A 25,786-nucleotide genomic window follows, 5' to 3' on the forward strand; every position below is an offset into this window, starting at 1 on the left:
CTGCCGGCGCTCATCCTGCGCGCGAGCGCCGCAGATCCGGCGCCGGATCCTGCCAGGGGCATGTGTGGCCCCACGACCCCGCAAAAGGCAAAGAGGGAGACGTCACCGGTCGCGGCGCGCCCGGCTCCGTCGCTCTCGACACGCTTCGCGGTATCGGGCATCGTCGAGGCCGACCATGTCGTCTCTCGCGGCCCCTCATACCCCTGCGCCGGGGTAGCTATCGCGCGGGCACGCTCCTGATGGCTGCTCCGCGGTCCCCGGCGGGCCGCGCGTGGCTCATGTTCGCGAATGACATGGTTCTTGCGAGACTGGAATGAACTTTCTGTTCGAGATCTGTCTGGTCGTGAGCGTGGTGCTGCTGGGCTTGCTGGCGGGAGCGCTCTGGGCTGAAGGCGCTTTGCTGGTGCCCTACTGGAAGACCCTGAAGGCTGAAGAGTTCTATCGTCTGCATCCTCAGTACGCGCCGCGCCTGTTTCGCTTCTTTGCGCCGATCACGGCGATAACTCCTGCCGCCGCATTCGTCGCGGCCGTCTTTGCCTGGCTGGCTGCCAGCAGGGCTGTATGGGTGTCGACGGTCGTTGCTGTGCTGGCGAATTCGCTGGTCGCGATCTATTTCGGCTATTTCAAGCACGCCAACGCCGCCTTTGCGCAGGCAGCCATCGACCCCAAGGACCTGCCGGTGGAGCTTGAGCGCTGGGGTGATTGGCACAGGCTGCGGGTTGCGATTTGCATGCTGGCATTCTTCGGAAGCGTCTTTGCGCTCTATCTTTCCTGAGCGAGCCGTCTGTTGGCTCGTCCCGCGCGTCTCCAGCACCAACAGGTCGCGAAGAGCGGTGCGTTGACGTCCCCTGTTTGCCCGAGAGCAGGCTCGGTCACGCCATCAACTATATGACGAGGCGTTGGAGCCGACTCACGCGGTCTCGATGCACCCGTGCTTGGTGGCATCCACATGACGGAGCCCTGTCACCGGCTGACGACGCGCGAGTGAATCGAGCTCCTAGCAGGCGCGCGCTGGCTCAAGCCGTGACCGCTCCCGCTGGCCCCCATTCGCAGGCCTTCGCGTGCGGCCGAGGCGTCGAGGCGCACGTCAGGTCAACCCGCCGGCATCAAACACCGGAAGCCGAGGCCGTTGTGCCGGTACCAGGCCCACTCCCCAAAACGGAAGTGCGCGGCCAGGAAACCAGGGCTTCGCGCCCAGGAGCCACCGCGAACGACCCGCACGACATCGCTGGTGTTCACATCCGTGTCTGTCGCCGTGTCAATGTGCGCATCATTCTGCGTGAAGGCTCGGCGCCTCGCCTGCACCTCGGAATTCCAGGCGTCGAGGCACCACTCCCACACATCGCCTGACTGGTCGAGCGTGCCCACCGGGCCAGCTCCTTTGGCGTATGCACCGACGCGCGTCGTGCAACCCACGTGCTCGTCGAAGTTGGCGAGATCCGGGGTTGGCTCCTCCCGTCCCCAAGGGAACTCTCGGCCCGTCCCCTGGGTGGCAGCGTATTCCCATTCCTCCTCGGACGGTAGCCGCACACCGGGGTTTCGCTGGCTGAGCCAGAGGCAAAACATCTCCGCCTCGTACCAGGTCACGTTGACCACGGGATGGTGGTCGAGCTCGCAGGATGGAATCCGGTCTACGAACTCGCGCTCGATGCGGTGATCCGGATCGAACCGCTCGTAGAGCGCATTCGTCACGGGCACGCGTCCGATCTTGAATGGCGGCCCTAGCCCCGTCACCTCGCACCAGCAGGGCAGGCGCACGCCGTCCGGCAGCTCCACGAGCTCCAGCCCCAGATCCGGCGGCTCTGCGAGATGATCGAAGAAGCACGAGAGCTCCTCCCTGGCGGCTGCAGCAATCGCGGGCCCAGGCGCCTTTTCGGCGATGGACTCCAGGGCTTCGTGAACGAAGAAGAGGTCCGCGCCGTGGGTCGTCGTTCGTCGGATCTGGCGCAACAAGCCGACACCGTCGCGGGTCGGCCCGACGCGCTCCGCGAGCTCGCGGATAACATCGCGCCGCTTCTCCCACGCGTCGCGGGCCGCCTCTAGCCCCACAAGCTCGAGCAGCGTCTCTGGCCTCACGGCGCCGTCGCCGGCCGAGCCCAGCGCACGGATCGCCAGGTCCGGGTTCACATCGGCGAGATCGCGGAGGAGCCGCTCCTCCTGGCCTCGCTCACCGGAAAGAAGCGCGAACGTCTCGGCCCACTGCCCGAGCGCAGCGGAGTCGCGCCCGAGCTGCCGCGCGAGCGCCTGCCACGCTGGCGGGCCCGCGCTGTGTAGCGCCGCTGCGGCGAGTCGCTCCTGCAGCGCGCGGTGCTGGAACCGCCACCTCGACCGGCCAGCGTCGACCGGGATCATAATCCCGGTCGCCTGCGCCACGTCTCCGAGCAGCGCCTCGGGATCGTCCCACGCGGGCCGCGCCCTCGCGAGCCGGGAGAACGCGTCGCTCGCGCGCAGAGCGTCGAGGACGCACTCGAGCTCATATGGCCCCGCGCCGAGCCGGAGCAGGTCGAGCGCGACCTGTTCCAGCGTCTGACGGACGCGGGACCTCTCGCGCAGCGGCGGTGCGGTCGGCGACGCGCGGGGCCTGCCGCGGAGCAGGTGGTCGATCGCTTCGCCGAGGAGCTGCGCACGGCGCGCGGGTAGCTCGATCGGGGCGCCGGTGCGGAGTGGCTCCAGCGCGACGAGCGCCATGAGCGTGAGCAGGAATGGATTGCCGGCGAGCGTCCGGAGGCTCTGCTGCGACTGGATGGCTGCTGCGATGCGATCGATCTGCGCCGCGCTGATCTCACGGGAAGATAGCCAGTGGTCGAGCAGGAGGCGCTGGGCTGCCGCGGTGAGCGGGAGCAGCTCGAGCGCCGCGAACTGGGCCGCGGGCATCTGATAACCGAACGGGCGCGACGTCACCACCACGCGGCAGCCGGCGTCGAGCCACGCGCGCTCGCCCGCGATGCGGCGCACGTGGGCGAGCAGCGCGTCGAGGCGATCGCCCGGCACCTCGTCGAGCCCATCAAGCAGGAAGAGCACCCGGCCCGCGGCCGCCTGCTCCGCGAGCGCCGCGCCGGTACCTGCCGGGAGCCCAAGGCGCCCGCGCGTCCGCTCGACGTACTCAAGCAGCCCCTCGCCCGACCCGTCCAGCTCGGCGAGCCGGATGAGCACCGGAATGGCGGCCGCTCCCGGATCGCGGCCCGCTTCGAGCACGCCGCGGGTCCGTTCCGCGCGCGCCAGCGCGAGGTGCTTGAGCAGCGTCGATTTGCCGCTTCCCGGCTCGCCGAGCACGCTGAAGCAACGCGGCGCCGGCAGGTCGAGGAAGCGCTCGAGCGTCTGCGGCTTCCCTTCGAGCGGCATGCGGTCTGCGCACTCGATATACCGGCGGTCGGCCACGCGGAGCTCGACGTACACCTCCTCGAGGAGGCGCAGCGTGGCGCCCTCCTGGTCCACGCCGAGCGGTTGATGACGGATGTCTTTTTCGATGGCCGCGAGATAGCCGACCGGCGCGTCGCGCCGCGCGCTTCCGGCGACACGCTCACCGGCACCTGTCGAAGCCGGGCGGGCCGCGCGCTCCGTCGGCGCCGCGGCGATCCCTGGAATCGTGTCCTCCAGCCGGTCGAGGCGACGCGAGCCCGGCACACAAGCCGCGCGAATTGTCGGATCGGCGCCCGGCGCCCCTGGATCGCGGAGAAGGCTCCGGAGCGCGTCAAACGCGGCGCCCGCCTCGGCGAAGCGGGCCTGCGGGGACGGCGCGACGCAGCGAGTGAACCACGCGTCGAACCCCGGCGGCAGTAGCGCGGCGCGCCCGCTCCTCGTGGCGCAGGCCGACGCGGGAGGCACGGACGCCGCATGGCTTACCTCGATCAGGTGCCTCAGGAGCGCTCGATCCTCGAGCGACCAGTATGTGGTTCCGGTGAGCACCCAGAAGGTGAGCAATCCGAGCGCCCAGACGTCGGTGGAAGGTGTGATGGGCGCTCCCGTGAGCTGCTCAGGGGCCATCCACAGCGGACTGCCGACGAGTGTGCCCGCCAGCCGGGCCCCTTCGAGAACCTTGGCCACACCGAAGTCGAGCAGCTTGACGAGCAGAGACTCACCCTGCCGCTTCGATGCGGCGATGAAGACGTTCTCGGGCTTGACGTCACGATGAACGACGCCCTCGGCGTGCGCCGCCGCGAGCGCGTGCGCGATCTGCGCCAGTATCTCCGCAGCGCGGGCATGAGGAAGCGGCCCCGTGTGGCGCACGTGCTCTGCCAGCGTCTCACCCTGGAGCAGCTCCATCACGAGCCATGGAGTCCCCTCCGCGACGCCGGCATCGATGACGTCGACCACATGATCGCTCGAGATGCGGTGACCGATCCGGGCCTCCTGCTGGAAGAGCCGGACGAGGCGCTCGTCGCCGCAGAGCTCCCGCCGGAGGATCTTGAGAGCTCGCTGCGCCCCCGTCGTGATGTGCTCGACGACGTAGACGGCGCCCATTCCGCCTCCCCCGAGCGGACGCAGGACACGGTAGCTGCCTGCGAACACGGCCCCTGCCTCCGGGAACACTGCTGGACCCATGGGAGGCGATGTTACCCGAACCCGCCCCGTACCGCCTCGCGGAGTACCCCCGCCACCTGCGAGGCCCGGCGTCGCGCCCCCTCCTCGACGCACGCCCGACGGCGCGCCTCTCCCACCGGGTGCGGCATCCAAGGTCGCACCCCCGTGCGATCTCGCCCAAACTCCGCGAAATCCCGTTCCCCCGCCCCGGCACAGTCCCTGCGTAACGTTGTCGCGATAGGCTCTGTACGCCTCGCTCCGCGGGAGCGGTATGTGCGTCATCGACTCGTTCACCACGCCCACAAGCCATCCGCCTTCGCCGAGCGAGCGGCCGCGACGGCGCGTGCCGCGCGAGTCCTCGCGACCCGCGTGGGCGGAGCGTTCACTCCACTACCGCCGGCGCCTCAGCCCAGCACCGCCCCGTAGAAGTCGCGCGGATCCATCTGCTCGGGGAAGACCGAACAGCCGCCGTCGTTGATCTCGATCACCGTAGTTCCACCGCGCTCGAGCCGGGCCACGTCCGCCGTGAAGAACGGGGAGCCGATGACCTGCCCGAGATGGGCGAATTGCTCCGGAAGATCGAGCGTGGAGTCCACGTCGTAGTACGGCGCGTGCGCCACGAGCCGCCCCTCCCAGAACACGAGGCGGTGCTCGTCGGTCACGCGGCGCTGGCCGGGCGCCCAGCCGGGCAGCGTCGCGAGGTCGAGGTACTTTCTCACGACGAACCCCCGCTCGAAGCGGTCCCCGCGGAGCTCCAGGATCTTCTCGCACACCTCGGCGAAATCGTCGTACGTGGCGCCCTCGGGCACAAAGCACGCACGATGCCAGAGCTCCTTGACCGATTTCACGTGGTCCTTGACCACCCACGGCGGCGGCCCGAGCTCCAGGGCCACCTCCCACGCTTCCCGGATGTCTTCGCCTTCGGTCCACCGCGTGGGCGCCGTCTTGTCGCCGAGCAGCGGGACGTAATTGGGCATGTACATCGCCTCGGCGAAGCTCTCCGGATCGACGACGAGCTCCTCGCCGCGGTCCTGCATGGCCTCGTACAGGCCCGTGTATTCTTCTTCGCTCAACATCCATCCCCGGTAGAGCCACGTCCGGTGCCGGGGCCTCGGCAGCCGGCGCAACGCGCGCTCCGGCTCGCCATTCACGACGGGATCGAGCGGGATCGCATAGGACTCGATGCCGAGCTCCTCGGCGGCCAGCACGTCGATCTCGAAGCGATCCTCGGCGAACTGAGGGACATGGGGTCTTCCGAAGAGGATGGTGACGTCGCTCATGGAGTCCTCCTGGGTGCCGCCGCGCCCGGGTCCGGGTCGGCGCGGCGGACAAGGTGGATCCACGTTCGCGAAGAACCAGTCTTGCGAAGAGCGATCGCTTGCGAGAGGATAGACTCAACGGGGGCGAAAATCGGGTCTTTCAGCGCCTGTCGGGTTGAGCCCAGCGCGCCCGGACGATACAGTCGGCGCGGACCTCGGCCCTGGGGAGCTCCCCGGCGCGATCCGCGGAGTGGACGACGCATGAGCCTCAGCGAGCGCGAGCGGATGGCGCTGACGCAGCCCGCATGCGGCGTGCCCGCCTCGGCCGAGTCGGGGAGCGCGCCGCCGGCCGGCGCGGCGTCGGACGTCACGTTCAGGCTGCGCGAGACCCCGGGCGCCACGGCGCCCGAGCTGCCGCCCATCTCCGTCACGGCCCCCGAGCGCCTGTCCGCGGAGGAGCGCTACGAGGACCTCGGCTGCATCGGGCGCGGGGGCATGGGCGAGGTGCGCCGCGTGCGCGATCGCATCCTGGGGCGCGTGCTCGCGATGAAGATCCAGTCGGCCGAGACGCGCGACGCGACGCCCGATCGCGCCCGCTTCCTCGCCGAGGCGCGCCTGACCGCGGCGCTCCAGCACCCCGGGATCGTTCCCGTGCACGAGTGCGGCGAGCTCGCCGACGGGCGGCTGTGGTTCACGATGAAGGAGGTCCGCGGGCGCACGCTCGGCGAAGTGATCGCCGAGGCGTACGCGGCCGGCGGCGGGAGCCTCTCGCCCGTCGCGCTGCGGCGGGCGGTCGACACGTTCCTCCGCGTCTGCGAGGCCGTGGCGTACGCGCACAGCCGCGGCGTGATGCACCGCGACCTCAAGCCCGCCAACGTGATGATCGGCGAGTTCGGCGAGGTCCTGGTGATGGACTGGGGCCTCGCGCGGCCCTCCGCGCCGCTGCGCGCCTCGCCCGGGGCCGCGGGCGCGGCGGACGTGATCGAGGCGGCCCCGCTCACGCAGCCCGGCGAGGTGCTGGGCACGCTGCTCTACATGGCCCCGGAGCAGGCGCGAGGCGAGGGCGATCGCCTCGGCGCGGCGAGCGACGTCTATGCGCTCGGCGTCGTGCTCTACGAGATCCTCGCCGGGCGCCACCCCTACGGCGGCCAGCCCGCGGCGGTCTGGGGCGCGCTCCTCACCGGCGGGCTCAGGCCGGTCGAGGCGAGCGCCCCCCACGAGGTGCCCGCGGAGCTCGCGGCGATCTGCGCCCGCGCGATGGCGCTCGCCCCGGAGGCTCGCCACCCGGACGCCGCCGCGCTCGCGGCCGACGTCAGGAGCTGGCTCGACGGCGCGCGGCGGCGCGAGCGCGCGCTCGCGATCGTGGATCATGCCCGCGCGATCCGGCCGGAGATCGAGGCGACCCGGGCGCGCGCCCGGGCGCTGCGCGACGAGGCGCGGGCGATCCTCGACGGCCTGAGCTCGTTCGATCCGGCCGAGCAGAAGGCGCGCGGGTGGCGGCTCGAGGACGAGGCGGAGCGCCTGGAGCGGGAGGCGTCGCTCGGCCAGGTCGAGTGGATGCAGGTCCTCCGCTCGGCGCTGAACGAGGCGCCGGATCTCCGCGAGGCGCACGAGGCGCTGGCCGATCACTACGCCGAGGAGCTCGCCCAGGCCGAGGAGGCGCGGGATCCGCGGGGCGCGGCGCGCGCCGAGGCGCTCCTCCGGCAGCACGACCGCGGGCGCCACGCGGTGCTGCTCGCCGGCGACGGGGCGCTCACGCTGGCGACCGTTCCCGCGGGGGCGCTGGTCTCCCTCCACCGCTACGTCGAGCGCGACCGGAGGCTCGTGCCCGAGCTCGCGCGCGAGCTCGGCCCGACGCCCCTGCTCGAACTGGCGCTCCCGCGCGGCAGCTACCTCCTCACGCTGCGCGCGCCGGGGTACCACGACGCGTGGTATCCCGTGCTCATCGAGCGCGGGCGGCGCTGGGACGGCGTCCGGCCAGGCGGGGAAGGGGCCCACCCGGTGCGCCTCCTTCGCCTCGGCGAGCTCGGCGAGGACGACCTCTACGTGCCGGCCGGCTGGTTCCTCGCCGGCGGCGATCCGGACGCGGGGGACAGCCTCCCGCGGACGCGGCTCTGGTGTGACGGCTTCATCGTCCGGAAGCACCCGGTCACCAACGCCGAGTACCTCCGCTTCCTCAACGCGCTCGTCGCGAGCGGGCGGGAAGCCGAGGCCCTCGAGTGTTGCCCGCGCCTCTCGCTCGGCCGCGCCGCCTCGGGATCGAGCCCGGACTCGCTCCGGTTCGAGCGGGGAGACGACGGCCGCTTCAGGCTCGGGTGCATCCAGACCGACGTCCAGGAGGAGCCGAGGATGCCCGTCGCGTTCGTCCACTGGCGGGCGGCGATGCGTTATGCGGCGTGGTACGCCGCCGGGACGGGCGCGCCGTGGCGCCTCCTGAACGAGCTCGAATGGGAGAAGGCGGCGCGGGGCGTCGACGGCCGGTGCATGCCCTGGGGTGATTTCCTGGAGCCGACCTGGGGTTGCATGCTGGGCAGCCACGAGGGCGTCGCCGGCCGGCGGCCCGTCGACGACTTCCCGCAGGACGAGAGCCCTTATGGCCTGCGCGGCGCGGCGGGCAACGTGCGCGACTGGTGCATCAACGCGTGGAAGCGCGAGGGGGCCCGGACCGAAGCGGGGGTCGTGCTGCTCGATCCGGCGGACGACGGCGACGCGGATTTCCGCGCGGCGCGGGGCGGCGCGTGGTCGACGTCGCCGAACCTCTGCCGGGCGGCGGGGCGCTTCGCGGGCAAGCCCGGGGATCGCTTCGGGGGGATCGGGTTCCGGCTGGCGCGCCCGGCGCCGGGGTGAGCGGCGCAGCGCTCCGCCTCCCTGCGCTGGAGGCCTGCCCGGGCGCGCCTGGGGCGGCGCCCCCGGGCGAGGCCTCCAGCGCGCGGGCCGCTCACGCGGGCCTCATCACGCCATGGTAGTGGTGCCAGGCGCCCTGAGGGTCGATGTGGCGCGGATCGATCGACGGCGTATCCCCCACGAACACCTGCGTGAAGTTCACCTTGCTCGGGGTGCTCTGGAAGATGAGGCCGTTCTGGGGCCGATCCATCTTGTACCAGATCGCGTTGCGCAGCTCGCCGGCGCTGCCGAGCTCCACGAGGAGGCCGATCCGGCGCCCGAGCGGCCCGTCCGGATCGACGGCCCAGTAGAGCGCGCTGGCCGGAGAGGTCGGCTGGTAGATGCCCTGAGTCCACTGCTGCGCCGACGCCTCCTGGCCCGTCGCGAGGACGCTGCCCCCGACGAGCCAGTCCCGGAACTCCTTGGGGTAATCCGGCGCTCCCGGGCGGTTCGTGAACCCGAACGAGACCAGGGTGATCAACCTCGACTTGATGGGGGCGAGCCTCGACCAGTACTCGGTCTTCGCGGTGTACCCGCCGGGGGGTGTCATGCCCGTCACGGCCAAGTGGAGGAGCGGGTTCCCGGTGCTCGTCTCGATGAAGCGGAGCTTCGAGTCGATGGGGATTTGCGTTTGGTCCGGCTGATCCGACCCCGTGGGCAAGACGTATCCCCGCGTGACACCCAGCTCGCCCGTGCTTAGTCCAATGCTCATGGCTTGATGAACTCCTCGTCTCGTGCGTGGAACCTCGGAATGTTGGCCGGCCTGTCCGGCGCGAGCGCGACCTCTGGAGGGGCGGACCTCGCCGGGCGCGCGCTCGCGCCGGGGGTTCACAGGAGACCCACGGTGATCGGCTGGAAGAAGACCTGGACGCCGGTCCTGGTCCCCGCCTCGTTGCCCTTCGTGTCGCCGACATAGTCGAGCAGCGAGACCAGGCTGCCGGTGGAGAACGAGAAGAGGTCGTGGGCGTGGTTCGTGTCGAGGTACTCGTGCTCGAAGTACGTGGGGCCGAGGATCCCGGTGATCTCGCGGGGCGCGGTGTAGAGGTGGAACCAGCCGGTCCCCTCGGCGCGCGTCCAGTCGCTCTTCGTCTCGATGGCGTCGATATGGACGGACGCCCAGACCTCGTTGCCATTGAAGACGTGGAGCTCCACTTCCAGCGTGGTGCGCGGCCCGTGACCGCCGAAGTCGGCATCACCACCGACGCGCGGCGGGACGTAGAACGGCGTCTCCGAATGAAACGTCACCGCCGAGGAGAAGGCGACAGCGTCGCTGGCCGCCGACTGCTCGACCGCGTCCGGCGAGGCGAGATCCTCTGCGGCCGACTCTCCAGCGGGCGTCACGGCGCAGCCAGCGAGCAACGAGAAGGACAGCGAAGCGAACAGTGCACGCATCATGATAGAGCTCCCTTCGAGGTGTGCCTGCGCGCTCTCCTGCCGAGATAGCGGCGCTGCGCGCGGCGGTTGGCCTTTCAGCAGGCGTCGTGCCACCGCGAGGAAACGAGGATCCGTGCAGGATCCGAGGCGCTCTCGCGTCGCGGCGCCGCAGGTCGGGTCACCCTCGCTCGACTTGAGCAAGACCTGCGCGAGCGGCGCTTGCGCGAGCGCCGCGCGGCGCATCCTCAATCAGCCTTCCCGAGTGTGGACCTCACCTCGCCGTCCGACAGGATGTTCATGCTGTAAATATTTGCTCACACTTGATGCGTGGGGTCGGCGCTCGGCGGGTGAGCTCTGCATTGAAAGTGCGAGACAAGGTGTGATATATGTCGCCCATGAAGGTTGGGGGAACTCATCTCATCACAGTTGCCGCGTTTCTCGCCTGTGGGTGCGCCTCCTCTTCGCCGCCCTCGCCCTCGACGCCGGAGCGCCTGGGAAGCGGTGCCCCGGTAGTGGCCGTCGCTCAGCCGGCGGCCCCGGCCGGCGACACCGCCGCGGCGGGCCCTGCCGGTCCCCGGAGCCGCCGCTACCCCTTGGAAGAGCTGCGCAGGGTGGCCCGCGTCGCGTCCGCGCGTTGCAAGAAGGCGAATGCGTCCTCGGACTCGGCGTGTCTCCTCACCGAGGCCACACCATTCCTCAAATACCGGCCCGAGGACCCGGATTGCCGTTACGTGTCGGGGACCGCGCTGTCCGTCGCCGAGTGCTCCGATTTCGAGGAGGGCTGCCAGAGCGTGGACGCGAAGGATCTCGACCACCAGCTCGCGGCCCTGCAGAACGCCGGCAAGGACTGCAATCGCGAGCCGACCGACTCCGAGCGGGCAGAGCTGCTGAAGCTCCTCGGCACGAAGTGAGGCCCTGCGCCCCCGGCGCGCGTCAGCGCGTGGCCTTGCCCTTGCGCGGCCGCGGGATGCCGTAGGCGCTCAGCCGGGCCACGAAGGTGCGGCGGGGCATGCCGAGGAGCGCCGCGGCCTGCGTCTGGTTCCCCGCGCACTGCTCCAGCGCGTCGACGATCCGCCGCCGCTCGATCGCGTCGAGCTCGCCCCGCAGGCCGCCCCCGCCCTCGGCCGGGGGGGGCGCGGTGGCCTCGGCGGGCACCGCCGCGGGGCGCGCCTCGGCGGGCGCCGCCGCGGGGCGCGCCTCGGAGGGCGGCAGCGCGGCGGCGGCGTCGAGCAGGAGGTGCTCCGGGAGCAGCGTGTCCCCGCCGGAGAGCACGACCGCGCGCTCGATGACGTTGCGCAGCTCGCGGATGTTGCCGGGCCAGCGGTGCGCCTCCAGCGCGGCGAGCGTCTCGGGGGCGAACGCAGGCGCCGGGCGCCCGACGGCGCTCGCGGTCCGGTCGGCGATCGCGCGCGCGAGCGGCGCGATCTCGGCGATGCGCGCCCGGAGCGGCGGGATCGTCAGCGCGATGCCGTTCAGCCGGAAGAACAGATCCTCCCGGAAAGCGCCCCGCTTCACCTCGGCGGCCAGATCGCGGTTCGTCGCCGAGAGGAAGCGCACGTCGATGGGCCGCGGGCTCAGGCCCCCGACGCGCATCACCTTCCGTTCCTCGAGCACGCGCAGGAGCTTCACCTGGATGCTGGGCGGCAGCTCGCCCACCTCGTCGAGCAGCACCGTGCCCTTCTCGGCCGTCTCCAGGAGGCCCGGCTTCGCCTGGACCGCGCTCGTGAACGCGCCCCGCTCGTGGCCGAACAGCTCGCTCTCGAGGAGCGACTCCGAGAGCGCCGCGCAGTTGAGCCGCACGAAGGGCCCCTGCGCGCGCGGCGAGCGCCGGTGGATGTGCTCGGCCAGCACCTCCTTGCCGGCGCCCGTCTCGCCGAGCAAGATCACGGTGATCGGCGCGCCGGCCACGCGCTCGGCCAGCGCGTAGAGCCGCTCCATGGCCGGGTCGAGCACGATGGGCTGGCCCGGCCCCTGGCCCGGCGCCGCGCTCGCGGCGCCCTCGCGCGGCAGGATCACGATCAGCGTCGAGCCGAGGTTCACCGCGTCCCCGACCGAGAGCTCCATCGTCTTGCCCTGCTCGGGCTGGAGCTCCAGGAGCTTGGTCGTCGGCCCGGCGCTGCGCTCGCGGCGGAGGCGGGTCCCGTTCGCGCTCCCGAGGTCCTCGATCGCGATGGGCGGGCCGAGGTGGATGATCGCGTGCCGGCGCGAGACGGAGCTGTCGTCGATCGGGACGTCGTTCTCCGGCGACCGGCCGAGCGACACCCGGCCCTCGGCAGGCAGCGGGTGCCGCGTCACGCGGCCCCCGGCGAACACCGCGAGCTCCAGGGCGCCCTGTACATCGTTCCGGGTGGACTTCGCGGCGGCCACGGTTCTCTCCCTGTTCACTGCGGCTGGTTTTACCTCGTCGCGCCGCCCCCGTCTGCTCGCGTCTCGAGCCACGCGCGCGCGAGCGCCAGCGTGCGTACGTGCGCGTTGATGTCCTCCAGAAAACTCCGCCGGTAGGCGGGATCCGCGATCTTGTCGGCGCGGGCGAGCAGCTCGGCGCGCGCCTCGCGGAGGACCTCACGGGCCGCCTCGACCTCGCCGCTCTCGTGGAGCGCCTCGGCCAGCAGCGCGGGGACCACCTCCTGCCGCAGCACGAAGAGACACGCGGTCGACCGCTCCAGGGCGAACGCCTCGCGGGCCAGCGCGGCGGCCTCCGCCGCCCGCCCCTGCCGGAGCCGGATCTCGGCGAGCAGCGAGAGGCGCACGGACTGAAAGAAGGGCACCAGCCTGGCGGCATCCCCGACGGCGCGCACCTCCTCCTCCGCCCCGGCGAGATCCCCTCGCTCGAGGCGGCATTCCGAGAGGAGCAGGCGCGCCTGCGTCGTGTAAGAGAACCCGCTGGAGGCCGAGGCTCTGCGGAGCATCGTGCCGGCCTGCTCCTGCGCTTCCGTGACCCGCCGCTGCTCCAGCAGCCCCATGATCCGGAACGAGAGCGCCGTCAGCGCGACGTAGGCCGGCGCGTGCTCCACCGCGAGCAGCGCGTCGAAGGCCTGCTCGGCGAGCTCGAAAGCGCCGAGCCTCAGCTCGTTCTGGGCCGCATACAGCCGCACCATCATGATGTGGAAGCGATCGCCGAGGGCCTCGATGTGCTCCTTCGCGGTGCGGCACCGCTGGAGCGCTCCCCATGCATCTCGCTCGGCGTGGGCGCACCACCACGCCCGCACCATGTCGATCGCGGCCCAGGCGATGTGATCATCCCCCGCGATCGGCGCGACGTCCTGCTCGATCCTGTGCAGGTAGCGCCGCGCCAGGTCGGGCATCCCCTCCCAGAGCACGGCGTGGAAGGTGATGGGGGTCCAGGTGACCAGCACCAGCCGGGGATCGACGGGGAGATCCGCGGGGGGCGCGCGCTGGATCAGGTCGCGGGCGGCCTGCCGGTCACCCGCGTAGACCGCGCCGAGGAGCGCGATCGCCAGGGCCCTCCCGTGGTGCTCGCTGCCTGGCGACAAGCTCTCCAGCGCAGCGAGCGCGTGCGCGCAGGACTGCGCCAGGTCGTCGAGGTGGAACAGCAGCTCCGACAGCAGGATATGGAGCTCGGCCAGCACCTCCCCCGCGGGCTCGCAGGCGATACCCCGCCGGGCGCGCGCGAGCACCGCCGGCACATCGGCCGCGAGCCGCGCCTTGTCGGCCGCCTGCAGGTAGAACCCCGCCGCCCGCGCCGTCTCCCCGCCGCGCTCGAAATGCTCGGCCAGCACCATCGGATCCTGCTTGCCCGCCTGGAGGAGCCATTCCCCCGCGAGCCTGTGCCCGACGCGCCTGTCGCGGTCGGTGAGCATGGCGTAGGCGCCCTCCCGCAGGAGCGCGTGCCGGAACGCGATCTCCTCCTGGCCCGCGAAGCACGGCGTCCGACGGCGCTCGAGGATCTCGCGCTCGAAGAGCTCGGCCCAGGCGTCGTTCTCCCGCGCGCCGGGCGCCGGGGAGCCCGAGAGCGCGCGCACGCCCCAGGTCCAGCACACCTCGCCAAAGACGCTCGCGGCCCGGAGCAGCCGCCGCTCCTCCGACCCCAGCGCCGCGAGCCGCGCCTCCACCATCCCCAGCACCGTCTCCGGCAGCGCGCCGCCCCGCCCCTCGGCGACCGCCCGGATCAGCTCCTCGAGGTAGAACGCGTTCCCGTCGGCCTGCGCCACGATGGTGGCGGCGGTCTGCGCGTCGATCGCCTCGCCGAGCGCGCTCCGCACGAGCAGCTCGGCGGCCCGGGCGGGCAGGGGGCGCAGCTGGATCTCCGAGCGCCCCCGCTCCACCCAGAGCCGGGGGAAGAGGTCGTGGACCTCGGGCCGCGCGAAGGCGACGACCACGAACGGCCGATCGCAGAGCTCACGCAGCGCCCGATCGAAGATCCGCACCGAGGGTGCGTCCCCCCAGTGCAGGTCTTCCAGCACCACCAGCATGGGCTGCGCGTCCGTCACCGCGCGCGCATGATCGAGGTACGCCTGCTCGACGCGCTCCGCCATGAGCGCCGGGCTCTGACGCGCCGCTCGCAGGAGCGGCCGGTCATCGTCCGGGAACGGCGCGCCGATCAGCTCTCCGAGGAACGCCGCCACCCGCGGGCGATCGGCCTCGGCGAGGAGGCGGCACGCGGCTCGCTCGAGCTTCTCGCGGCGCGCCGGGGCGGCCTCGCCCGCCGCGATCCCGAGCGCGTTGCGCAGCGCCCCGGCCAGCATCGCGAACGCCGAGCCCGCGCCGATGGAGTCGCCGCGGCCCACGCCGAGGTCCATGGCAGGGTAGCGCCGCTTCAGCAGCTCCAAGAGCTCGTGGCGCAGGCGCGACTTGCCCATCCCCGCCGCCGCAGTCACCAGCGCCACCGCGGCCTGCCGATCCTCGAAGCTCCCCTCGACGGTCTGGAGGAGGCCGCGCAGCTCGCGGTCGCGGCCCACGTAGGGGCTCGGCCTGCCGAGCAGCTTGCGCGCCGCCTCGCCGACCTCGCGCTCCGCCAGCAGCCAGAGCGCTCCCCCTTGCTCCAGAACGTCGAAGCGCATGTCGAGCAACGCCATCGTGATCGCGTCGATCTGGACGCCCTCGTGGCGCTCCTCGCGCCCGTCCGCGCGGCCGGCCCGCGAGGGCGCCTCGAACAGCGAGGCCGCCCGCTCCAGCACCTCGCCGAGCGGTATGCGCCCCGTGTCCTCGGCCCGGCCCGTCACCAGCGCGACGTTCCACGCGCCCGTCGGCAGGGTCGCGTGGATCCGCAGCGCGCAGCGGGCCGCGAGCGAGGCCGCGTCGGTCGCGCTGCCCGCGCCGGTCACCGTCGCCACCACCGTCCCGTCGCAGAGCTGCTCCACCCGCGCGCCCAGCGGGGCCGCGACGCACCGCACCTGCGCGAGCGCGTCGAGGGACACCGCGCTGAGCGGCACGGTCTCCTGCAAGGGGCTCGGCCGCTCGCGGACCGGCTGGATCGCCACGATCGAGATCAGCCGCTTCTCGTCCCCGGTGATCGGCGCGACGCTCCGATCCGCCGGGGTCGCGCCGCCGCTCGCGTCCCTGATCCCGTCGAGGAGCTGCGCCACCGCGGCGCCCTCGCCCGGCCGCGCGGCCGGCTCCTTGGCCAGCATCCGCGCCACCAGGTGATCGAGCTCCGCGGGCATCTCGGGCCGCAGCTCCCGCAGGCGCGGCGGCTCCTCCATCAGCAGCTTGGCGAGCAGCGCCATCACGTGCTGCCCGTGGAACGCCGGCAGCCCGGTCAGGCACTCGAACAGCACGCAGCCGAGCGAGAAGACGTCGGCGCGCGCGTCGAGCAGCGCGTGGTCCCCCCGCGCCTGCTCCGGCGCCATGTACCCGGGCGTGCCGAGCACGTTGCCCGTCTGCGTCAGCCGCGTCGCCGCCGCGTGCAGGCGCGCGATCCCGAAATCGAGCACCTTCACGCGCTCGATCGAGCCATCCACGAGGAACAGGTTGCTCGGCTTGACGTCGCGGTGGACGATCCCGCGCGCGTGCGCCGTCCCGAGCGCTCCGGCCGCGGCGCGCACGACGGCGAGCGCCTCCTCGAGGCGCAGCGCTCCGCGCAGAAGGCGCTCCGAGAGCGTCTCCCCCGCGAGCCACTCCATCACGAGGTACGGCTGACCCGACGGCGCCGTCCCGTGGGTCACGTAGCGCACGATGTGCGGGTGCTCGAGGCCCGAGAGCATGTGCGCCTCGTGGACGAAGCGCGCCGCCGAGTGCGCGTCGGCCTCGCGCAGCAGCTTGAGCGCCACGGTCGCGCCGCTCGCCCGGTCGCGGGCCCGGTAGACCGTCCCCATCCCTCCGGCGCCGGCCAGCGCGTTCACCTCGAAGCGGCCGTCGATCACGCTGTCCGGGAGCATCGAGGAGGAGCTTGCCTCCTCGCTCGCCGCCGCCGCAAGGGCGGCGACCCGATCCACGTCGGGCCAGCGAGCCTCCGGTCCGGGGCGGCTCGATTGCGGGTGATGAGGCGGATATGATACGTCTCGCGTGATGATGCCTGGGGGGTTGTTGCTCGTCCTCGCCGGCGCATGCGCGCTCCTCGCGGGCGCGTGCTCCGGAGCGCCGCAGCCCGCCGCGGGCCCGCGGGCCGCGGGCGCCTCGAGCGCCGAGCCCGCCCGCCCCCGGATACCCATGTATCCGGCGGCCGAGCTGGACCGGATGGCGCGCATCGCCGCCGCGCGCTGCAAGAAGGCGAATACGCCGTCGGACGCGGCGTGTCTCCTCACGAACGCCTCCGCCTTCCTGAGGTACCCCCCCGGGGATCCCGATTGCCGCTATGTCGCGGGGACCGCGCTCTCGGTCGCCGAGTGCTCCGAGTTCGAGGAAGGTTGCCTGAGCGTGGATCCCCAGGATCTCGTCCGCCAGCTCGATGTCCTGCAGAGCGCCGGGAAGGACTGCCAGCGCGAGCCGACCGACGCCGAGCGCGCCGAGGTGCTCCGGCGCGCCGGCGCGAAGTGACGCGCTGGCCTCGTTGCCATTGCGCGAACAACCGAGCGCCGAGAGCCGGAGATGATTGCGGTGGCTAGGAAGTTTCCGCGCTGCCCGCCGCGGCGTCCACCGTGGTGTCGAGCGCGATCGCCTCGGTGCGGTCGACGTCGGCCGCGACGCGGGCGAGCTTCGCGCGGATGCCGCTCACCGCGTCGGCGCCGAGCGGCAGGCGGAGCGGCATCGGGTCGAGGCCGATCGCATCGACGATCGCGCGCGCCGCCTTCGCTGGATCGCCCGGCTGCGATCCGTCGGACCCGGCCGCGTACGCGCGCGTCGCGCCGACGGTGGGCGCGTAGGCGTCGAGCGCCGGCATCGACCGGAAGGCGCCCCCGAAGAGGCGCGTGCGGAACGCGCCCGGCTCGACGATGAGGACGCGGACGCCGAGCGGCGCGAGCTCGGCGGCCATGCACTCCGAGAGCCCCTCGAGCGCGTGCTTCGCGGCGCAGTAGGCGCCGAAGCCGGGCCCCGTCGTGAGGCCGCCCATGCTCGTGATCTGGACGATCGCGCCGCTCTCGCGGCCGCGCATGTGCGGCAGCACCTCGCGGGTGAGCGCCACGGCGCCGAAGAACATCGCCTCCATCGCGGCGCGGAGCTCCTCCTCGCTGGTCTCCTCGACCGCGCCGACCAGGCTGTAGCCCGCGTTGTTCACGAGCACGTCGATCCGGCCAAAGCGCGCGAGCGCCGCCGCGACGCCGCTGCGGATGTCGTCCGGCTTCGTGACGTCCAGCTTCACGACCTCGACGCGCCCTGGCGCCTCGGCCGCGAGGCCCGCGAGCGCGCCCTCGCCGCGCGCCGCCGCCACGACCGAGTCGCCACGCCGGAGCGCCTCCTCGGCGATCGCGCGGCCGAAGCCCGAGGACGCGCCGGTGATGAACCAGATCCTGGATCCGCTGTTTGCAGTGCTCATGGGTCTCTCTCCTCTGCCTTCGACGGGGAGCCTACGCCGCGGCGCTGCGCCGAAGAACGGGGTGAATCTGCACGGGATGTTAAGCTGCGCTTCATGATCCAGGACGACCTGGCGGGCCTGTCGGTGCTCCTCGTCGTGGCCGAGAAGCGGAGCTTCACCCGAGCGGCGGCGGAGCTGCGCGTGACGCCCTCGGCGGTGAGCCAGACGATCACCGGGCTCGAGCGGCGGCTCGGCGTGCGGCTCCTCCAGCGCACGACGCGCAGCGTGGGCCTGACCGAGGCCGGCGCCCGCTTCCTCGAGCGGCTCCGGCCCGCGCTCGCCGAGGTCCGCGCCTCGTTCGAGGCGCTCGACGAGCTGCGCGAAAGGCCCGCCGGGACGCTGCGGCTGAACGTCCCGAGGATCGCGTGCCGGCAGGTGATCGAGCCGGTGCTCGCGGCGTTCGTCGCGGCCTACCCGGAGATCCGCGTCGACGTGGCGATCGAGGACGGGCTCGCGGATATCGTCGCGCAAGGGTTCGACGCGGGCATCCGCCTCGGCGAGACGCTCGACAGCGAGATGATCGCGGTCCGTATCAGCGAGGACCAGCGCATCGCCGTCGTGGGGTCGCCGGCGTATCTTTCAGCGCGCGCGAAGCCAAAGCACCCGCGCGACCTGCACGCGCACGCGTGCATCAACTACCGGCAGATCACGAGCCAGAACGTCTACAGGTGGGAGTTCACCGAGAACGGGAAGGACTTCGACATCGCGGTGAGCGGTCCTCTCGTGTGCAACGATCCCGATCTCATGGTCCGCGCCGCGGTCGACGGCATCGGGCTCGCCTACGTCCTGGAGGCGACGGTGCGGGACGAGCTCCACGGCAAGCGCCTCGCCCGCGTCCTCGAGGGCTTCTGTCCGCCCTTCCCGGGGTACTTCCTTTACTACCCGAGCCGGGCGCACGTGCCGCCCAAGCTCTCGGCGTTCATCGACTTCCTGCGCAGGCGCGGGAGCCGCGGGCGGCGCGGCGGTTGAGGGATGTCACCGAGAGCGATGGGGCGGACAGGCGCTGTCGATCCGGCGGATCACTCGCCCGCGTGATAGCAGACGTCGAGCCTCGGCCTGCGCGCGGCGTCGGGATACTCGCTCGCGCGGAAGTCGGTCCTGTTGTTCGCGTCGACAAGCGCGACACCGTGGTTCGGCTGCGCGCCATCGACCCAGCCCTGCACGAGGGACGTCAGATCGGCGGTGACGAACGCGTCGGTCTGCGCCAGCGTGGCGAGGGAGGCCTCGACCGCCGGGCTGTACCCGCTGAACCCGCCCCCATGGAGCGTCGATTCCTCCCAGGCGCCGTTCACGCGGTGCATGGTCACGACGCTGCCCGCGGGCTTCCAGGCATAAGACAGCGATAGCGTCGCCGAGGTCACGCTGGAGCCCTCCGGGATGAACGACAGATCGTAGGCGAGGACCGCCGTCGCCGGCTGGACCGCGCTCGCGCTGGTGATGAGGTAGGGATACGCGCCGTACGCCCAGCCCGTCGTGGGGCCCTCGACGAAGGAGTCCTGCACGCCGCCGAAAGCGCCGCGCCGCACGCTGACGCACTCGAGGTCGCAGGTGTTGCCGAGGCCGTCGCCGTCCGAGTCCACCTGGGAGGCGTTGGGCTCGGCCGGGCAGTTGTCGCTCGCGTCGGGCACGCCGTCGCCATCCATGTCCGGCGCGGGCGCGACGCGGAAGCGCGCGACGCCGGGGTCATGGTCGCTGGCCTGGTCGGCGAACTCCGCATTGACATGGACGACGTCGAAGCCCATGAGCTTCGGCCCGGCCAGGTTGGCGCTGACCAGCACGTGGTCGAGCGACTGGCCATTGCCGTCGAACACGTACGTGTAGCGCTCCTCCGGCGGGAGCGTCTCGATGAGCGTCGTCAGCCCGGCGTCCTTGAGGATCCCGAGCGGCGCCGAGAACTGGAAGTCGTTCAGGTCGCCCAGGACCACGACGTTGGCGGAAGGATCGCTGTCGAGGATCTGCCGCACGAAGCCGGCCACCACGGTGGCCTGCTGTCGCCGCTGGACCTCGCTCGAGAGGGTCGGGGGCTGGAAGCGCCCGTAGAGCGGCTCGTCACCGCCCTTGGAGTTCCAGTGGTTGGCCACCACGAACAGCGGCTGTCCGTTCCAGCGGAACTCGCCTGCCAGCGGCTTGCGGCTGCTGGCGAAGGCCGGATTGCCCGGGTCGATGCGGCCGGGGCTGTAGCGCAGCGACACGCCGCCCGCGCCGCCGAGCACCTCGTTCGGCGTCAGGGCGCCGGCGCCCGGGCGATCGACGAACGCGAGCCCGCGGTCGGTCCGGAACAGGAAGCCCACGCGGATGTTGCCGCCGGGCTCCCCGCCGTCGGTGCCGTCGGTCGGATCGATGCTGCGGAATTGATAGGTGCTGGGCCCGCCCGGCACGGCCGCGATCGCGGCGATGAGCCGCGCGAACGTGGTCGAGGCGTCCACCACTCCATTGTTGGTCGGGCCGCTGTTGTCCTGGACCTCTTCGAGCGCGACGAGGTCGGGGCTGCCGAGGTTCTCGACGAGGATCCGCGCGAGGCGATCGAACTTGTCCTGCGGATCGCCCGGATCGAGGTTCTCGACGTTGAACGCGGCCACGTCGAGGTCGTCGGCGGTCCGCGGTCCGAGCGACGTGACCTCGCGCGAGAGCGTCGAGGTCGCCGCGGGGAGCGCCTCGTCGACCGGCAGGAGCTTGTAGTTGGCGAAGTTGTAGTCGACCGTGCCCACGATGGGCCCGGCGAACGTGGCGCCCACGTCCAGCGCGGGCGGCGAGGCGCGCAGGGGGATCTGGAGCAGGATCCGCTCCGGGTTGAAGTCGCCGGGGCTGACGACGACGGCCCCGCGCGCGCTGCGCAGGCCGGCCGCGTCGCCCGTGGCCGCGTCGCGGTCGCCCGGGACCAGCGCGATCTCCGCGGTCCCGGAGCTCGGGAACTCGCGGGTGGGGCCCACGACGGCCGGGGCGTTGACGCTCACCCGCATGCCCTCGAGGCTCTCCCAGAAATCGATGCCGTCGGACTCGGGGTCGAAGCCGTTCACGGCCTCGACGCTGCCGCTGGCGTCGTCCTCGATGATCTGCGTCGGGGGGCGGCGCGCGCCGGGCGCGAAGCCGATCGAGACCGGGGCCGGCAGCGCATGGCCGCTCGAGAGGACGGTGATCTGCGGGCGGGCGAGCTCGGTGACCGTCAGGTTGTGGTACGCGCTGCCGCGGGAGGGCGTGCACGGGTCCGCGCAGCCGGCGCGGTACTCCGTGATCTCGCCGGTGAGCTCGACAAGGTCGCCGACCCTCACCGACGGCGCAGCGCCGGTGAAGACGAGCAGCCCCTCGGAGGTGGCCGGATCGCCGTCCGGCGCCGTCGACTCCACGGTGAAGCCGTTGCTGCGCAGGGTCGCCACGAGGCCCGTCGTCTTCACGACCGCGCCCGAACGCGGCGAGAGGTGCGCGCGCCCCTGGATGTCGTGGATCGCGAGCGCCTGCGCCGGCTGCGCCGTGGTGAACGAGACCGACACGTCGGCGGGCAAGGGGTCGATCGTCCCGTTGCTCCCCGGGTCCTGCTCCTGCACGCCGCTCGCCCGCACGACGAGGAGGCACGCGGCGCTCGGGGGGAGCGGCTCGGCCGGCGTGAGCGTGAAGGCGAGGGGGCCGCCGCTGGCCACGAACGGGCGCGCGCTGCCCCCGCAGGAGAGCTCGAAGGCATCCGCGACGGCCACCGCCTCGCTGAACGTCACGCTCAGGCTCGCGGTCGGGTCGGCGCCCGTGGCGCCGTCGCCGGGCGCCGTCGAGGTCACCGCCGGCGGGGTGTCGCCGCCGCATTCGAGCGCGGCGGTCGAGGTGTTGCGGGGGGTAGGCGTCCCGGTCGAGAGGTCGTCGACGTTGCTGCCCGTGTCCTGGCAGCCAGCGCCCTGCCGGAGCGACGCCGTCGCGTTGGCGGTCGCCGGCGCCGGCGCGGCGCCCTCGAAGTAGCTCGCCCCGCCGAAGCCGACCAGATCCTCGATCAGCGCCTCCTGGGCCGCCGAGCAGGGCGCGGTGCCGCCGTTGCAGCCGAGGCCCGTGGCCTGCCGGACGAGGGCGACCTTGCCGGCCGAGCCGCTCATGTTGATGGGGGTCGCATCGACGAGGTCGGCGGCGGGGAGCGGCGCGCCGCTGCCAGAGCCCCCGGCCTGCTGGACGAGGAAGTACTGGCCGGGCTGCAGGGTGATCGCGGGCAGCTCCGTGAGCTGCGTCGTCGTGGCCCCGAGGGCGCCCGTGCCGCTGGCGCTCGCGTACTGGATGGACCACCCCGCGAGCGACACCGGGCTGTTCGACCGATTGAACAGCTCGACGAAGTCGTGCGTGTAGACGGCCCCAGCGTTGCCCCCGCCGCCGTACACCTGGCTGATGACCACGCGCCCGCTCGGGAGGGAGGCGGCGAGCTCGGCGGTCCCGAGATCGCCGGGCTCCGGCGAGCCGCCGCAGCCCCAGGCGGTCGCGAGCGCCATGGCCGCCGTCCATCGAACGCGGTCACGCCGAAGAAGAGAATACCCCGCGCGCGAGAGGGCGCGCGGGAACAAGGATGACTTTAGCACCATGACACCTGTTGGCCTTCGAAGACGATTGCAAGAAATGGCCGAAGCAGACAGCAGCGGCCACTCTCACGCTACGCCGGAACGTGCATTGTGAATGTCACGTCTCCATGAAATCGCAACTGGCCAGTCCGGCCGACCCCCGGAGACCGGGATGCTGCGCGAGGAGATGTTTCGATTCGAGGATAAGTTTGTCGGGGAATCGCAACAGAGACGACACATCCTCGTGCGGTTCGCTGTCGCGTTCGCCGAGGTTGGGACGGCGGGGGTGGCGCCGTCGACCCGGCCGAGGTGGCTCCTGTGTCCTCATGTCGCGTGGAGTGCTCCCTGAGCTGACCCCTGCCCACCCCATGGCGCATTCGTTGTCCTCCAGCTTGCCCCCTCGTCTGTCTCCGTCCTGCTTGCCTCGAGGGTGTGATACGTCCTGAACTGAACAGGAGTGTCCTCGATGCGCATCGCGATCATCTCGACCTATACGCACCCGAGCCGTCTGCTCCGCAAGGAGCGCTCGATCATGCAGTCGTCCGTGCCCGAGCTGCTCGCGGCCCTGTGCCCGCCTGACGCCGAGATCGAGCTCTACAACGAGAAGGAAACGGACATCCCGCTCGATCGCCACTGGGACCTGGTGTTCTTCTCGTACCTGCACGCCTATTACGAGCACACCAAGGTCCTCTCCACGCTGTTTCGACGGCAAGGCATGACCACCGTGGCAGGCGGGCGCCACGCGAGCCATTTCCGCGCGGACGCGCTGCAGTACTTCGACGCCGTGGTCGCGGAGGACCCGGAGGCCAACCTCCCGGCCCTCATCGCCGATTTCCAGCGGGGCGAGCTCCAGCCCGTCTATGCGCTCCCGCCGGTGCCCCCGGAGCAGATCCCCACCTACCGCTACGACCTTGTCGATTACCGGAACAACCTCGTCCGCCTGCCCGGCATCGAGGCGTCGCGCGGCTGCCCCTTCTCCTGCAACTTCTGCGTTCTGACCGGGCACGAACAGTATCGCTATCGCCCCATCGACCACGTGATCCGGGACATCCGCGACAGGATGATCTTCAACCAGCGCATTCCCGGGGTGACCAACAACGTGTTCAGCTTCCTCGACAACAACCTGGGGGGCTCGCCCCGCTACCTGCGCGAGCTCTGCGAGGCGCTGATGCCCCTCAAGAAGATCTGGGGCTGCGCGCTCACGTTCAACGTGCTGCGCGACCCGGAGCTGGTGCGCCTCATGGGGCGGGCAGGGTGCCGCTACGTCTACACAGGGCTCGAGTCGCTGAACCCCGAGTCGATCAGCTCGATGAACAAGGGCCAGAACAAGCTGAGCGAGGTCCGGGAGGTCATCCAGCGGGCCTTCGCGAGCGGGATCGTCCTCTCCTTCGGGCTCCTCGTGGGCGCGGACGGGGACACCAACGACTACCTCGAGCGGGTGCCCGAGTACCTCCATGATCTCGGCGATCACTGCCCCACCTTCCTGGGGATCGTCTGCCCGTACCCGGAGACGCCCTTCTTCGCGCAGGTGGCGGCCGAGGGCCGGCTCCTTCCCGGGGTGATCAGCCGGGACCTCGATGGATACACCCTCTGCCACCGCCCGCCCCGGCTGCACCCCTCGGAGGTGATCGACCATTTCCAGCGCCTGTGCCGCGCGCTGGGGAGCCTTCACAACGTGGGCCGCCACGTGTGGAATCGGCTGATGACGAGCGATCTGCCCCGTTACAAGGCGTGCGTCGTCATGTCGGCGCCCGAGGTGATGAGCCTGCGCGCGCCGCTCGCCAACCGATCACGCAGCTACATCGCCGGGCGCGACCCCATCGAGGCCTGGGACGCGGAAAAGATGCGGGAGGTCGGCCTCGAGCCGCAGCGCATCGAGGCGTCGTCCTGCAGAGCGGATCCGCGCGGCCTCGCGCGGATCCGGCCCCGCCGGGCGGGCCGCTCCAGCGCGGCCGCGTGAGGCCATGAGGGGATCCGCCATGAAGGGCCGCACACGCCTCGTCGCGATCGCCTACTTCGCCCTGGTGCACGTCGCCGCCATCCTCGGGCTGTTCCTGCCGATCCGGGCGAGCTTCGTTGTCGTCGCCGCCGCGCTCTACGCGGCGCTCCAGCTCTCCACCGTGATCGGCCTGCACCGGCTGCTCTCGCACCGCGCGTTCCGCTGCCCGAAATGGGTCGAGTATGCGCTCGTGTCGGTGGCGATGATCAGCGGCCAGGGCAGCCCCATCGCGTGGGTGGCCACGCACCGGCGGCACCACGCCCACACCGATCGCGAAGGCGACGTCCACTCGCCGCGCCGCGGCCTCTGGTACGCCCACCTCGGGTGGATCCTCGACGATGGCTCGACCGACCCCCGCGATCCGGAGAAATACTGCCGCGATCTGGTCGGCGATCCCTACTACCAGTGGCTGCTCCGCTGGCGCTTCGCCCCGCAGGCCGCGGCGTTGCTGCTCGCGGGTCTCGCCCTCGGCTGGGCCGCGGTGCCCTTCGTGTTCTTCGTGCCGCTCGTGTGCTGGATGCACGCGACCTACCTGGTGAACTCCGCCTGCCACGCGGCCCGCTTCGGCAGCCGCGCGTTCGATACCCGCGACGGGAGCCGCAACGTGGGCTGGGTGGCGGTCCTGACCTTCGGCGAGGGCTGGCACAACAACCACCACGCCTTCCCCCGCGCCGCCCGGCAAGCGATGGCGCCGGGGCAGCACGACCTCGCCTTCCTGTTCATCCGCGCGCTCGCGGCGGTCGGGCTCGCCTCGGACATCCAGTCGAGCCCGGCGGGCCGTGAGAGCACGCACCCCGCCGCGCGGTCGAGGCGCTAGCATGGTTGGCATGAGCGATCTCGGCCCCAACGACGCGAGCCCCGACGTTCGTGACGAGCCCGACGGCATCGTGCGGGTGGCGATCCACGGCGAGGTCACGGAAGACCGAGCGCGCGCTGTCCTCGGCGTGATCCGGCGCGTGGCGGAGAGCGGCTGCGACGTCCTGGTGCTCGCCGACGTGCGTCACATGGGCCCTGTTTCGGCGCCGGTGCGTAAGGCGGTGACGGAAGAGATGCGGGGAGCGCGCGTCGATGCGGTCGCGATCATCGGAGCGAGCTTTTCCCTGCGCGTCGTCATGACCCTCCTCGCGAAGGGCGTGCAGATGCTCACGGGACGGCACTACCCGCAGCAGTTCTTCGACACGGAGGGCGAGGCGCACACGTGGCTGCTTGCTCGGCGAGACGCGCTCCGGGCCGCGCGGCGCCCGGGTACCTGAGTGACCGCGCGTGCGCACGGGGGCGCTTCAGGACAGCTCGCACGGTGACCGTGCCGTGGCAG

At 71.9% G+C, this 25,786-nt stretch carries 16 protein-coding genes; 8 read left to right on the forward strand and 8 right to left on the reverse strand.

Annotated features, from left to right (window positions below; genetic code table 11):
- Positions 1–313: 313 nt before the first annotated feature.
- Entirely contained in the window at positions 314–775 is a 462-nt protein-coding gene (locus WMF39_RS03740; protein WP_437744170.1) for a hypothetical protein, read from the forward strand.
- A 317-nt stretch (positions 776–1,092) separates the two neighbouring features.
- On the opposite strand, the gene WMF39_RS03745 is transcribed toward WMF39_RS03740, so the two are convergent.
- Both WMF39_RS03745 and WMF39_RS03750 read right to left on the reverse strand, forming a co-directional pair.
- Positions 1,093–4,674, reverse strand: a complete 3,582-nt coding sequence (locus WMF39_RS03745) for a protein kinase domain-containing protein (protein ID WP_437744171.1) — start codon at positions 4,672–4,674, stop codon at positions 1,093–1,095.
- A gap of 251 nt (positions 4,675–4,925) precedes the next feature.
- Positions 4,926–5,801: an ATP-grasp domain-containing protein gene (locus WMF39_RS03750; protein WP_437744172.1), complete on the reverse strand. Its 876-nt coding sequence runs from the start codon at positions 5,799–5,801 to the stop codon at positions 4,926–4,928.
- A gap of 240 nt (positions 5,802–6,041) precedes the next feature.
- Between WMF39_RS03750 and WMF39_RS03755 the strand changes: the two genes are divergently transcribed.
- The gene (locus WMF39_RS03755; RefSeq protein ID WP_437744173.1) at positions 6,042–8,627 is read left to right on the forward strand and encodes an SUMF1/EgtB/PvdO family nonheme iron enzyme; all 2,586 of its coding nucleotides are present in this window, start codon (positions 6,042–6,044) and stop codon (positions 8,625–8,627) included.
- Between the two features lie 91 nt (positions 8,628–8,718).
- Here the strand turns inward: WMF39_RS03755 and WMF39_RS03760 are convergent, their stop codons facing one another.
- Together WMF39_RS03760 and WMF39_RS03765 are read right to left on the reverse strand one after the other, a co-directional pair.
- Positions 8,719–9,375, reverse strand: a complete 657-nt coding sequence (locus WMF39_RS03760; protein ID WP_437744174.1) for a hypothetical protein — start codon at positions 9,373–9,375, stop codon at positions 8,719–8,721.
- A gap of 116 nt (positions 9,376–9,491) precedes the next feature.
- Complete coding sequence (locus WMF39_RS03765; protein WP_437744175.1) at positions 9,492–10,058, reverse strand: hypothetical protein; 567 nt, start codon at positions 10,056–10,058, stop codon at positions 9,492–9,494.
- Positions 10,059–10,648: 590 nt separating this feature from the next.
- On the opposite strand from WMF39_RS03765, the gene WMF39_RS03770 reads away from it, so the two are divergent.
- On the forward strand, positions 10,649–10,948 hold the full coding sequence (locus tag WMF39_RS03770) for a hypothetical protein (RefSeq protein WP_437715603.1): 300 nt from the start codon (positions 10,649–10,651) through the stop codon (positions 10,946–10,948).
- A gap of 22 nt (positions 10,949–10,970) precedes the next feature.
- Here WMF39_RS03770 and WMF39_RS03775 read toward each other — a convergent pair whose 3' ends face one another.
- Together WMF39_RS03775 and WMF39_RS03780 are read right to left on the reverse strand one after the other, a co-directional pair.
- Complete coding sequence (locus WMF39_RS03775) at positions 10,971–12,404, reverse strand: sigma 54-interacting transcriptional regulator (RefSeq protein ID WP_437744176.1); 1,434 nt, start codon at positions 12,402–12,404, stop codon at positions 10,971–10,973.
- A gap of 29 nt (positions 12,405–12,433) precedes the next feature.
- Entirely contained in the window at positions 12,434–16,432 is a 3,999-nt protein-coding gene (locus tag WMF39_RS03780) for a protein kinase domain-containing protein (RefSeq protein WP_437744177.1), read from the reverse strand.
- A 73-nt stretch (positions 16,433–16,505) separates the two neighbouring features.
- Between WMF39_RS03780 and WMF39_RS03785 the strand changes: the two genes are divergently transcribed.
- Positions 16,506–16,973 carry a hypothetical protein gene (locus tag WMF39_RS03785; protein ID WP_437744178.1) on the forward strand — a complete coding sequence of 156 codons (468 nt, stop codon included), beginning with the start codon at positions 16,506–16,508 and terminating at the stop codon, positions 16,971–16,973.
- A gap of 64 nt (positions 16,974–17,037) precedes the next feature.
- On the opposite strand, the gene WMF39_RS03790 is transcribed toward WMF39_RS03785, so the two are convergent.
- Positions 17,038–17,910, reverse strand: coding sequence for an oxidoreductase (locus tag WMF39_RS03790; protein WP_437744179.1), 873 nt, complete (start codon positions 17,908–17,910; stop codon positions 17,038–17,040).
- 93 nt (positions 17,911–18,003) lie between these two features.
- Here WMF39_RS03790 and WMF39_RS03795 point away from each other — a divergent pair, with 93 nt between their 5' ends.
- Entirely contained in the window at positions 18,004–18,918 is a 915-nt protein-coding gene (locus WMF39_RS03795) for a LysR family transcriptional regulator (RefSeq protein WP_437744180.1), read from the forward strand.
- A 50-nt stretch (positions 18,919–18,968) separates the two neighbouring features.
- Here the strand turns inward: WMF39_RS03795 and WMF39_RS03800 are convergent, their stop codons facing one another.
- Positions 18,969–22,406, reverse strand: a complete 3,438-nt coding sequence (locus WMF39_RS03800; protein ID WP_437744181.1) for a DNRLRE domain-containing protein — start codon at positions 22,404–22,406, stop codon at positions 18,969–18,971.
- Between the two features lie 532 nt (positions 22,407–22,938).
- Here WMF39_RS03800 and WMF39_RS03805 point away from each other — a divergent pair.
- The 3 genes from WMF39_RS03805 to WMF39_RS03815 are packed head-to-tail and all read left to right on the forward strand — an operon-like array spanning position 22,939 to position 25,724.
- Positions 22,939–24,432, forward strand: coding sequence for a B12-binding domain-containing radical SAM protein (locus WMF39_RS03805; protein WP_437744182.1), 1,494 nt, complete (start codon positions 22,939–22,941; stop codon positions 24,430–24,432).
- Between the two features lie 19 nt (positions 24,433–24,451).
- Positions 24,452–25,288 (forward strand): acyl-CoA desaturase, encoded by an 837-nt coding sequence (locus WMF39_RS03810; protein WP_437744183.1) that lies wholly within the window; start codon positions 24,452–24,454, stop codon positions 25,286–25,288.
- A gap of 10 nt (positions 25,289–25,298) precedes the next feature.
- Positions 25,299–25,724 (forward strand): STAS/SEC14 domain-containing protein, encoded by a 426-nt coding sequence (locus WMF39_RS03815; protein WP_437744184.1) that lies wholly within the window; start codon positions 25,299–25,301, stop codon positions 25,722–25,724.
- Positions 25,725–25,786: the final 62 nt, after the last annotated feature.

The sequence above is a fragment of the Sorangium sp. So ce1504 genome (assembly GCF_051521635.1).
In the GTDB taxonomy this organism is placed as follows: Bacteria; Myxococcota_A; Polyangia; order Polyangiales; family Polyangiaceae; genus Sorangium; species Sorangium cellulosum_B.

Coding starts and splice junctions, on each gene's coding strand:
- WMF39_RS03755 (WP_437744173.1), top strand. CDS start 6,042: ATGAGCCTCAGCGAGCGCGAGCGGATGGCGCTGACGCAGCCCGCATGC.
- WMF39_RS03740 (WP_437744170.1), top strand. CDS start 314: ATGAACTTTCTGTTCGAGATCTGTCTGGTCGTGAGCGTGGTGCTGCTG.
- WMF39_RS03750 (WP_437744172.1), bottom strand. CDS start 5,801: ATGAGCGACGTCACCATCCTCTTCGGAAGACCCCATGTCCCTCAGTTC.
- WMF39_RS03805 (WP_437744182.1), top strand. CDS start 22,939: ATGCGCATCGCGATCATCTCGACCTATACGCACCCGAGCCGTCTGCTC.
- WMF39_RS03760 (WP_437744174.1), bottom strand. CDS start 9,375: ATGAGCATTGGACTAAGCACGGGCGAGCTGGGTGTCACGCGGGGATAC.
- WMF39_RS03800 (WP_437744181.1), bottom strand. CDS start 22,406: ATGGCGCTCGCGACCGCCTGGGGCTGCGGCGGCTCGCCGGAGCCCGGC.
- WMF39_RS03815 (WP_437744184.1), top strand. CDS start 25,299: ATGAGCGATCTCGGCCCCAACGACGCGAGCCCCGACGTTCGTGACGAG.
- WMF39_RS03765 (WP_437744175.1), bottom strand. CDS start 10,058: ATGATGCGTGCACTGTTCGCTTCGCTGTCCTTCTCGTTGCTCGCTGGC.
- WMF39_RS03790 (WP_437744179.1), bottom strand. CDS start 17,910: ATGAGCACTGCAAACAGCGGATCCAGGATCTGGTTCATCACCGGCGCG.
- WMF39_RS03810 (WP_437744183.1), top strand. CDS start 24,452: ATGAAGGGCCGCACACGCCTCGTCGCGATCGCCTACTTCGCCCTGGTG.
- WMF39_RS03795 (WP_437744180.1), top strand. CDS start 18,004: ATGATCCAGGACGACCTGGCGGGCCTGTCGGTGCTCCTCGTCGTGGCC.
- WMF39_RS03785 (WP_437744178.1), top strand. CDS start 16,506: ATGATGCCTGGGGGGTTGTTGCTCGTCCTCGCCGGCGCATGCGCGCTC.